This window comes from Streptomyces tremellae (genome assembly GCF_039540215.1).
Classification (GTDB): Bacteria; Actinomycetota; Actinomycetes; order Streptomycetales; family Streptomycetaceae; genus Streptomyces; species Streptomyces tremellae.
Map to the genome: position 1 here is coordinate 20945 of NZ_BAABEP010000071.1, position 9262 is coordinate 30206.

10 protein-coding genes are annotated in these 9262 nt (G+C 75.0%); 5 read left to right on the plus strand and 5 right to left on the minus strand.

The features are described 5' to 3' along the window. Positions 1–41: 41 nt before the first annotated feature. Positions 42–437, minus strand: coding sequence for a thioredoxin (gene trxA, locus ABEA77_RS29790; protein WP_345654386.1), 396 nt, complete (start codon positions 435–437; stop codon positions 42–44). Positions 438–565: 128 nt separating this feature from the next. Between trxA and ABEA77_RS29795 the strand changes: the two genes are divergently transcribed. Together ABEA77_RS29795 and ABEA77_RS29800 are read left to right on the plus strand one after the other, a co-directional pair. Beyond that, positions 566–1996: a dihydrolipoyl dehydrogenase family protein gene (locus ABEA77_RS29795; RefSeq protein ID WP_345654389.1), complete on the plus strand. Its 1431-nt coding sequence runs from the start codon at positions 566–568 to the stop codon at positions 1994–1996. A gap of 132 nt (positions 1997–2128) precedes the next feature. Then, a complete protein-coding gene (locus tag ABEA77_RS29800; RefSeq protein WP_345654392.1) occupies positions 2129–3118 on the plus strand; it encodes an adenosine deaminase in 990 nt (329 codons plus the stop codon). Between the two features lie 55 nt (positions 3119–3173). On the opposite strand, the gene ABEA77_RS29805 is transcribed toward ABEA77_RS29800, so the two are convergent. Then, positions 3174–4025, minus strand: a complete 852-nt coding sequence (locus ABEA77_RS29805; RefSeq protein ID WP_345654395.1) for an alpha/beta fold hydrolase — start codon at positions 4023–4025, stop codon at positions 3174–3176. 35 nt (positions 4026–4060) lie between these two features. Continuing rightward, positions 4061–4582, minus strand: a complete 522-nt coding sequence (locus tag ABEA77_RS29810; RefSeq protein ID WP_345654398.1) for a cupin domain-containing protein — start codon at positions 4580–4582, stop codon at positions 4061–4063. Positions 4583–4762: 180 nt separating this feature from the next. Between ABEA77_RS29810 and ABEA77_RS29815 the strand changes: the two genes are divergently transcribed. From ABEA77_RS29815 to ABEA77_RS29825, 3 genes are all read left to right on the plus strand, one after another. Continuing rightward, positions 4763–5302 (plus strand): MarR family winged helix-turn-helix transcriptional regulator, encoded by a 540-nt coding sequence (locus ABEA77_RS29815; protein WP_345654401.1) that lies wholly within the window; start codon positions 4763–4765, stop codon positions 5300–5302. 185 nt (positions 5303–5487) lie between these two features. Continuing rightward, on the plus strand, positions 5488–6138 hold the full coding sequence (locus ABEA77_RS29820) for an LUD domain-containing protein (RefSeq protein WP_345654404.1): 651 nt from the start codon (positions 5488–5490) through the stop codon (positions 6136–6138). Between the two features lie 4 nt (positions 6139–6142). Next, positions 6143–7084: an NADP-dependent oxidoreductase gene (locus tag ABEA77_RS29825; protein ID WP_345654407.1), complete on the plus strand. Its 942-nt coding sequence runs from the start codon at positions 6143–6145 to the stop codon at positions 7082–7084. A gap of 126 nt (positions 7085–7210) precedes the next feature. Here the strand turns inward: ABEA77_RS29825 and ABEA77_RS29830 are convergent, their stop codons facing one another. Together ABEA77_RS29830 and ABEA77_RS29835 are read right to left on the minus strand one after the other, a co-directional pair. Further along, the gene (locus tag ABEA77_RS29830; protein ID WP_345654409.1) at positions 7211–8563 is read right to left on the minus strand and encodes an MFS transporter; all 1353 of its coding nucleotides are present in this window, start codon (positions 8561–8563) and stop codon (positions 7211–7213) included. After that, a complete protein-coding gene (locus ABEA77_RS29835; RefSeq protein WP_345654412.1) occupies positions 8560–9204 on the minus strand; it encodes a helix-turn-helix domain-containing protein in 645 nt (214 codons plus the stop codon). The genes ABEA77_RS29830 and ABEA77_RS29835 overlap by 4 nt, the downstream gene beginning before the upstream one ends. Positions 9205–9262 lie beyond the last annotated feature (58 nt).

The following is a 9262-nucleotide window of genomic DNA, read 5'->3' on the forward strand; positions in this document are numbered from 1 at the left end:
TCGGGGCGCGCGGCGCGGGGCGCGCGGGGTGCGGGGCTCCGCTACTCGGCGCCCTGGGGGCTCTCCGTGCCGCCCTTCGCCTCGGCTTCGGCGATGGACTTGCGGACCTCGTCCATGTCCAGCGCCCTCGCCTGGCCGATGACGTCTTCGAGGGCCGCCTCGGGCAGCGCACCCGGCTGGGCGAACACGGCGACATTGTCCCGGACGATCATCAGCGTCGGAATCGAACGGATGTCGAAGGCGGCGGCCAGCTCCTGCTGGGCCTCCGTGTCCACCTTCGCGAAGACGAGGTCGTCGTGGCGCTCCGACGCCTTCTCGTAGACCGGTGCGAACTGGCGGCAGGGACCGCACCAGGAAGCCCAGAAGTCGATGAGAAGGAAGTCGTTCTCCGACACCGTCTGGTCGAAGTTCTCCTTCGTGAGTTCCATCGTGGCCATGAGCTGAATACCTCTTCCTGTTATCGGTTCAGCCGCTTCGGACAACGGCGTGCGCCCGGAGCGTATTCCTGGCGCCCCTTCCCATTGATCGTCTGGCCATGCCGACCGGGCCGCAGCAGACTGTGCCCATGACGGAAGCAACGGAGTACGACGTCGTCGTCGTGGGCGCGGGACCGGTCGGGGAGAACGTCGCGGACCGGGCGCGCGCCGCAGGACTGAGCGCGGCGATCGTGGAGAGCGAGCTGGTGGGCGGCGAGTGCTCGTACTGGGCCTGCATGCCGAGCAAGGCGCTGCTGCGGCCGGTGATCGCCCGCGCGGACGCGCGCAGGGTGCCCGGCCTTCGCGCGGCCGTGCAGGGCCCCCTCGACGTGCCCGCCGTGCTCGCCAACCGCGACGGCTTCACCTCGCACTGGAAGGACGACGGCCAGGTCTCCTGGGTCGAGGGCACCGGCACCGCGCTCTACCGCGGCCACGGCAGGCTCGCGGGCCCGAAGCAGGTCTCCGTCACCGCGAAGGACAGCGGCGAGGTCCTGCTCACCGCCCGCCACGCCGTCGCCCTGTGCACCGGCAGCCGCGCCGTCGTGCCCGGCCTGCCGGGCGCCGCCGAGGCCAGGCCGTGGACCAGCCGCGAGGCCACCAGCTCCCCGCACGTCCCGGGACGCCTCGTGATCGTGGGCGCCGGCGTCGTCGGCAGCGAGATGGCCACCGCCTACCAGGCGCTCGGCTCCCAGGTGACCCTCCTCATCCGCGGCGACCGCCCGCTGCCCGGCATGGAGCCCTTCGCGGGCGAGCTGGTCGCCGACGCGCTGACCGAGGCGGGTGCCGTCGTGCGGACGAACTCCTCGGCCGTCGCGGTGGAGCGCCCGGACGGCGAGGGACCCGTCACCGTGGTCCTCGAATCGGGGGAGCGCGTCGAGGGCGACGAGCTCCTCTTCGCCACGGGACGCGCCCCGCGCAGCGACGACCTCGGCCTCGACACCGTCGGCCTCACCCCCGGCGCGTGGCTCGACGTGGACGAGTCGCTGCGCGTGCGGGGCCACGACTGGCTCTACGCGGTCGGCGACGTCAACCACCGGGCCCTCCTGACCCACCAGGGCAAGTACCAGGCCAGGATCGCGGGCGCCGCGATCGCGGCCAGGGCCCAGGGCGTGCCGCTGCTGGAGACGGACCGCTGGGGGATGCACGCGGCGACCGCCGACCGCCTCGCGACCTCCCAGGTGGTCTTCACCGACCCTGAGGTCGGCTCGGTCGGCCTGACCCTTGCGCAGGCCGAGCAGGAGGGACTGCGGGTGCGCGCGGTCGACCAGGACATGGGCGCCGTCGCGGGCGCCGCGCTCTACGCCGAGGGCTACACCGGACGGGCCCGCATGGTCGTCGACCTCGACCGCGAGGTCCTCGTCGGCGTCACCTTCGCGGGTCCCGGCGCGGGGGAGATGATCCACTCGGCGAGCATCGCGGTGGCGGGCGAGGTGCCGGTGGAGCGCCTGTGGCACGCCGTGCCGGCGTATCCCACCATCAGCGAGGTGTGGCTCAGGCTCCTCGAAGCGTACCGGGGCTGAGCGCGGACGCGGGCGCCGGGATACCCGGGCCTGGGCTGGTGCTCCGTCCCACACCCGCCCGGCACCCGCCCTGACCTGCGGCGCGTCTAGGATGGACACTCCGTGTCCGCAGACGAACGAACTGGCGAAACCGTGCCCATCCCCAAGGCCGAACTCCACCTCCACATCGAAGGCACCCTGGAGCCGGAGCTCGCCTTCACCCTCGCCGCGCGCAACGGCCTCGCCCTGCCGTACGCCGACGCGGAGGAGCTGCGGGCGCGGTACCGCTTCCAGGACCTCCAGTCCTTCCTGGACCTGTACTACGAGCTGATGGCGGTGCTGCGTACCGAGGAGGACTTCACCGACCTCGCCGAGGCGTACCTCGCCCGTGCCGCGGCTCAGGGCGTGCGGCACGCGGAGATCTTCTTCGACCCGCAGGCGCACCTCGCGCGGGGCGTGCCGATGGGCACCGTCGTGGCCGGCCTCGCGCGCGCCCTCGACCGCGCGCCCGAGCGGCACGGCGTGACCACGCGGCTCATCCTGTGCTTCCTGCGCGACGCGTCGCCCGAGTCGGCCGCCGAGACGCTCGCGGCGGCCCGTCCTTACCTGGACCACATCACGGGCGTCGGCCTCGACTCGGCCGAGGCCGGCAACCCGCCCTCGCTGTTCAGGGCCGTGTACGAGGAGGCGGCGCGCCTCGGGCTGCGCCGGGTGGCGCACGCGGGGGAGGAGGGCCCGGCCGCGTACGTACGGGAGGCCCTCGACGTCCTCGGCGTCGAGCGGATCGACCACGGCCTGCGCAGCGTCGAGGACCCCGCCCTGGTCGAGCGGCTGGTGCGCGCCCGGGTTCCGCTGACGGTCTGCCCGCTGTCGAACGTGCGGCTGCGGGCCGTGGACGTGCTCTCCGCGCACCCGCTGCGGGCCATGCTGGAGGCAGGCCTCGTCGTGACGGTCAACTCCGACGACCCCGCGTACTTCGGCGGGTACGCCGAGGACAACCTGCGCGCCGCGGCCGACGCGCTGCGCCTCGGCGAGGACCAGGTGCGCCTGCTGGCCCGCAACTCCTTCGAGGCCTCCTTCCTGGACGACGCGGAGGACCTCCGCGCTGCGTACCTCGCCGAGGTGGAGGCGTACACCTTCTGACGGGTGCGGCGGGCCGGGCCGGGCCGCGTGATCCGGCCGCGGCCCGGCCTCCGGGTCAGCCGAAGAAGGAGATCAGGGCGTCCGCGTAGCCGTCCGGGTTCTCCTCGGCCACGTAGTGGCCGGTGTCCGCGACCTCGTGGTGGCGTGCGTCGGGCACGGTCGCGGCCAGGGCGCCGGCGACGGCCGCCGCGTTGCCCGCGGAGGCCAGGGCGAGCACCGGCATCCGGATGGCCGGGAACCGCGCGGCCTGCGCCATGTCCTCCCGGACCGTCCGGTACCAGCCCGCCGCGGCGCGGGCGGCGCCCGGCTGCTCGTACGCGGCCGCGTAGCGGTCGAGGCTCTCCGCGTCGATTGCTTCGGGGAAGCGTGCCAACTGCCGGGTGACATGCTCGATGACCAGCCGGTAGCGCCCGGCGAGCAGCTGCTCGGGCAGCCCGTCGGGCTGGTGCAGGGCGAACCACCAGGACGAGGGGCCGCCGGGACGCGGGACCAGCGGCATGGCGTCGACATAGGGTCCTGGGTGCACCCCCTCGCAGAGCACCACCTTGCGCGCCGCCTCCGGATGGTGCGCGGCGAAGGCGTGCGCGACCATCGCCCCGATGTCGTCCCCCGCCACCAGGGCGGCGCGGTGGCCGAGCGCGGTCAGCAGCTCGTGGACGTCGCGGGCCATGGTCTGCTTGTCGTACCCGCCGACCGGCTTGGCGGAGTCCCCCATGCCGCGCAGGTCCACGGCGATCACCCGGTAGCGCCGGGCGAGCCGCGGCAGCACCTTGTGGAACTGCCACCAGGTGCGCGGCCAGCCCGGCAGAAGCAGCAGGGGGGTGCCGGAGCCGCCGGTGACGTAGTGCAGCCGGGTGCCGTTGACGTCGGCCAGGCCCTCCTCGAACGCGGTGCCGTCGATCAGCACGGCCGTCCTTCTCCCGCTCCCGGTGCCGCGGCCACTCACTTGTCCTCGGGGAGCTGGGTGACGTGGTACTTCTCGAACCCGGACACGATGGCCTCGTAGCGCTCGGGCCCCCAGACGGGCGCCTCCTCGCCGGGGCGCGGCTCGTCTCCCGCGGTGACGAAGAAGTCCTCGAAGCCGCCGGGGGTGAAGAGGAAGACCATCCTGGCGGTGCGGTCCCCGGTGTTCTTGAAGCGGTGGCGGTTGCCGCGCGGGACGAAGACCAGGTCGCCGGTGCGCGCCGTGAACGTCTCGTCGCCGTTGAGGAATTCGAGCTCGCCGTCGAGAAGGTAGAACGTCTCGTCCTCGTCGCCGTGTGCGTGGGCGTCGGGGCCGCCGCCCGGTGGCACGGACGCCTCGATGAAGCCGAGGGACCCGCCGGTCTGCCCGGCGGTCAGCTTGATCGTGTACGTGTCGCCCACGCCCCAGCGCGGGATGCCCTCGAAGCTGCGGACCAGGACGGCGCCGCGCCGGGTCCAGCGGGGGTCGTCCCGGTCGGGGACGGGGATGGTGAAGGTCATGACGGGAGTCCTCTCCATGGACGCGGTGGGCCACAGGCCTCGCACAGAGGTAGCTAGCCAGCTGTTAGATAGCTAGTTAGATAATAGCCGGTGTTGGTAGGCTGGGCAACGGCCGCTCGGTCGGCTGTCGGAGCGCGGAAGTCGCGGCGGGTCGCACGCCGCGGCAGGGAGGAGTCGGTGATGGCGGCGGCGCGGGAGGCAGGGGCGGTCGTGGCGGACGGGGGCGGGGCGGCACTGTGTCCGTCCGACGGGCAGATCGCGCTGCTGAGGCAGTGGGACGGGATTCAGTCGGGGCTGCGGCGCCTGAGCGAGCGGGTGCTTGACGACGTGCAGCGCGCCACCGGTCTCGCCCCCTCGTCCTTCCAGGTCCTGTGGTTCCTGCTGACCGCACCGGAACAGACGGCGCAGATGAGCCAGTTGTCGCGGACCCTCGGCTTCACCACGGCGGGCACCACCAAGGTCGCCGACCGCCTCTGCGAGGCGGGGCTGATGGAGCGCCGCCCCCACGCGGCCGACCGGCGCGTCACCCTGGCCTGCCTGACCCCGGCGGGACGCGCCACGGCGACCAAGGCGTCGCTGACGCTCGCCGACGCGCTCCAGGAGCGCGTCCTCTCCCTCCTCGGCCCCGGTGGCCTCGAAGCCCTCGCCGCCTCCGTGGCCCGGGTCGACCCCGCGGTGGCGGGGGAGGCCGGCTGTGCGGCGCCGGGAGAGGGCGTCTGACCGTTCGGGTGTCTGATCGCCCGGGCTTCCCTTAGGTGTCCCTCGTGGCGGCGCGGCGGGCGCCGTGGCGTGGCGGCGCGCTTGCGTTTAACAAGTAGCTAGTTACTATCTATCTAGATACTTAACTCCCGGTGGGTGCTTCGTGCCCGCCGCGCGCCCCCGCACACCCGAAAGGTGCCGCCGCCATGCCCCAGGAGCACTCCGTTCCCGATGTCCTCCCCGTGGACGGGGCCTTTGCCCGCCCCGCGCCCGAGGCCGACCTGCAGTCCGCGGCCGAGGCGCTGCGGTCCAACGGCTTCACGGTGTCCCTGGCCGACACCCCCGCCGACGCGCGCGCCCTCGTCGCCGGTCTGCTCCCCACCGACAGGAGCGTGCTCACGGCCACCAGCGAGACGCTGCGGGAGAGCGGCATAGCCGAGGACGTGGACGCGTCCGGGCGGTTCAGGAGCGTCCGCGCCGCGCAGGCCGACTGGGACCTCGCGGCCCGCGCCGACGAGGTCCGGGTGACGCGCTCCGCGCCCGACGTGGTCGTCGGCAGTGTGCACGCCGTGACCCTCGACGGCACGCTCGTCGTCGCCTCCGCGTCCGGGTCCCAGCTCGCCCCCTACGCCTCGGGCGCGGCCAGGGCGGTGTTCGTCGTCGGCGCGCAGAAGGTGGTCGCCGACCTGCCGACCGCGCTGCGCCGCATCGAGACGTACTCCTATCCCAAGGAGGACCTGCGGGCCCAGAGCGCCTACGGCGCCCGCAGCGTGGTCGCCAAGGTGCTCGTCTACGGCCGGGAGGTCTTCCCCGGCCGCGCCACCGTGGTCCTCGTCCGCCAGGCAGTGGGGTTCTGAGCGCATGGTCCACGCAGTCGTGGCCACCGCCTGGGGCGGGGCCGAGGTCATCGAGGTCGTCGAGGTCCCCGCGGTGCCGCCGGGCCCGGGGGAGGTGGTCGTCGCCGTCCGGGCCACCGCCGTCAGCCCCTTCGACGTGAAGCGGGCAGCCGGCCTGATCGGGCGCGACCCGGCGGCGCTGCCGCTGCGGCTCGGCAACGAGCTGGCCGGCGTCGTCACCGCGGTGGGGCCCGACCCGACCGGGTTCGAGGGCGGCCGCCTCGCGGTGGGCGACGCGGTGCTCGGGCAGTGGCTCGACGGCGCCCAGGCCGAAGAGGTGACCGTCCCCGCGAACGCGCTGCTGCACAAGCCGCCCTCGCTCGGTTTCTCCGAGGCGGCCGCGCTGCTCGGCAGCGGCACGACGGCCGCGCACGCCCTGGCGGCGGTCGGCCTCGCCGAGGGCGACGTGCTCCTGGTGCACGGCGCCTCGGGCGCGGTCGGCGGCATGGTCGCGCAACTCGCCCGGCTGGGCGGGGCGTCCGTGATCGGCACGGCCTCGCCCGCCCGCCATGAGCGGCTGCGGGCCGCGGGGGTGACGCCTGTCGCCTACGGGCCGGGGCTGGCCGACCGGGTGCGCGCGCTCGCCCCCGGGGGAGTCGACGCGGCGGTCGACACCGCGGGCACCGACGAGGCCCTGTCCGTCTCGCTCGACCTGGTGGCCGCACCGCGGCGGATCGTCACCCTGGTCAACTACGGGGCCGCCGAGGCCGCCGGCGCCCAGTGGATCGGACCCGGAGGGGAGACCGAGCGCATACGGCCCGCCGCCCGCGAGGACCTGGTGCGCCGCGCCGCCGCCGGCGGGCTGGCTGTGCCCGTCGCGGCCTCGTTCCCGCTCGCGGAGGCCCCGGCCGCCTACGCGCTCCAGGCCGAGGGCCATGCCGGAGGGAAGATCCTGCTGCTGCCGTAGCGGCGGCGGACCCCGGCCCGGGAGTTGCGCTCCGCCGCTCCCGTACCGACAGCGCAAACCCCCGGCAGCGGCCGCCCCGGTACGGAACCGGACGCGGCCGCCCCTGAGCGCGCGGCCGCCCCGGGCTCAGGGCGCTCCGCCGCCCGCCTCCGCCCGCGCGGCGACGGGCGGCGGAGCGCTTGCCGCTCGGCCGCGGTGGCGGTCCATCTCGCGCCACTCAGGCCGCAGCCCGGCCAGGTTGGTGGTGAGGAAGTACACGACCCCGCCCACCAGCAGGACGGGCGCGAGGCCGAAGGCGCCCACCGCCGCGCCCGCGAGCAGCCCGCCCAGGGGGATGCCCGCCCAGGCGGTGGCGTTGCCCAGCGCGTTGACCCGGCCGAGCAGGCGGCGCGGCACCCGCTCGAACGAGATCGCGCCGATGATCGGGTTGAGGAACCCCGCCCCGAACCCGCCCACGGCGAACACCGCGAGCACCACCCACAGCGGCGCGCCGAACGCAAGCACCAGGAACCGGGGCGCCCCCGCGAGCAGGAAGCCGGCGAAGAACACCGGCCTGCGCCGCATCCGGGACGCGACCGCGGCGGCGATCAGGCTGCCCCCGATCGCAGCGCAGCTCCCCACGGCCGAGGTCAGGCCGATCACCGCGGGGCCGCCGCCCGAGTCGCGGGCCCACACCGGGACCAGCACGCCCGCGTAGGCGGCGTCCAGCAGGTTCGTCACGCCGACCATGACGATCACGGTCAGCAGCAGCGGCTCGCCCCGCAGGAAGGCGAACCCCTCGCCGAACCGCCGCCAGTAGCCCGACGGCGCCGGCTCCCCGGAGTGCAGCGGCTCCCCGGCCGCGGCGCGGCCCATGCCCCGGGGCAGCGCCACCGCCACGATCAGCGAACCGAGCGCGAAACAGCCCGCGTTGAGCAGCAGGGCCGTCAGCGGCCCGAGCAGCGCCACCACGGCGCCGCCGACCGCGGGTCCCACCGTGGAGGCCAGGCGCTCGTTGACCCCCGTGATCCCGGTGGCCCGCTCAAGCGGCACCCGGGCCCGGTCCGCGGCCTCCGGCACCATGATCTCCTTGGCCAGGTCGCCCGGACCCCGCGCTGCCCCGATCAGCGCCACCAGGGCGAGCAGCAGCGGCAGGCTGAGGGCGCCGCGCGCGTGCAGCAGCGGCACGACCACGGCGGCCGCCGCGCTCACCAGGTCGGTCGTCCAGGACACGACCCGCGGGCCCGCCCGGTCCACCAGAGGCCCGGTGAGCGCCTTCACCAGGACGTACGGCGCCATCTCGCAGAAGGCGACGAGGCCGGTGCGCGAGGCGCTCCCGGACGTGGCGAGGACGAACCAGGGCAGGGCGATCGCCGACACCCGGGTGCCCGTCAGGGAGACCAGCGTCGCCGTGAGCACACCGACCAGCGGGCGCAGGCTGCGCGGCCCGGAGGCCGCCGCGCCGGCCGCCGGTATGCCGCGTGCGGGGTCCGGCCTCACGGGGCGTCCTGCTCGGCGCGGGACAGCTCGGGCAGGACGAACGTGATCACCGAGACCCGCTCCGTACCGCCGGGCGCGTCGGCGCGGGAGCCGGGGGAGTCGCGCCGGTAGCGCTCGGTGACGGCGCGCAGCTCCTCCCCGAGGGCCACCGCCTCGGCCGCGGTGATCCGCAGCGGGCGGTCGCTCAGGTCGAGTGCGGTCCGCCGGGGCCCGGGCGCGGTCCCGGCCTCGTCGAGGGCGCGCTGCACGCGCAGCGTGTACGCGGCGGCCACCGACCGCAGATGGGCGAGCGCCGCCCCCGGCTCCCGCTCCGGCAGGTCGCCGCCCTCGGAGCGGGTCTCCTCGTGCACCGGGCGCCACCAGCGCTCGCGCGCGTTGCCGCGGCCGACGTCCTCCGTGCCGAACCCGGCGTCGGCGAGCCTGCGCAAGTGGTAGCTGGCCGTTCCGGAGTTGACGCGAAGGCGCACCGCGAGCCGGGTCGCCGTCGCCGGGCCGTATGTGCGCAGCAGCCGCACGAGCCGCACCCGGAGCGGGTGGGCGAGGGCGCGCAGGCCCTTCGCGTCGAGCACCGCGGTGGGGTGCGGGCCGCCCCCCGGGGACGGCGCGGTACGGGTGCGGCCTTCGCCGTCCTCAGGATCCATAAGGGCACCCTAGGTTCGCGGAGACTTCTTCGCGAAGAAGTCTCCGCGAACCTAGGGT

Excerpts from the sequence above, each read along its gene's own strand:
- trxA (WP_345654386.1), bottom strand. The coding sequence starts at position 437 with ATGGCCACGATGGAACTCACGAAGGAGAACTTCGACCAGACGGTGTCG.
- ABEA77_RS29795 (WP_345654389.1), top strand. The coding sequence starts at position 566 with ATGACGGAAGCAACGGAGTACGACGTCGTCGTCGTGGGCGCGGGACCG.
- ABEA77_RS29810 (WP_345654398.1), bottom strand. The coding sequence starts at position 4,582 with ATGACCTTCACCATCCCCGTCCCCGACCGGGACGACCCCCGCTGGACC.
- ABEA77_RS29815 (WP_345654401.1), top strand. The coding sequence starts at position 4,763 with ATGGCGGCGGCGCGGGAGGCAGGGGCGGTCGTGGCGGACGGGGGCGGG.
- ABEA77_RS29820 (WP_345654404.1), top strand. The coding sequence starts at position 5,488 with ATGCCCCAGGAGCACTCCGTTCCCGATGTCCTCCCCGTGGACGGGGCC.
- ABEA77_RS29825 (WP_345654407.1), top strand. The coding sequence starts at position 6,143 with ATGGTCCACGCAGTCGTGGCCACCGCCTGGGGCGGGGCCGAGGTCATC.
- ABEA77_RS29835 (WP_345654412.1), bottom strand. The coding sequence starts at position 9,204 with ATGGATCCTGAGGACGGCGAAGGCCGCACCCGTACCGCGCCGTCCCCG.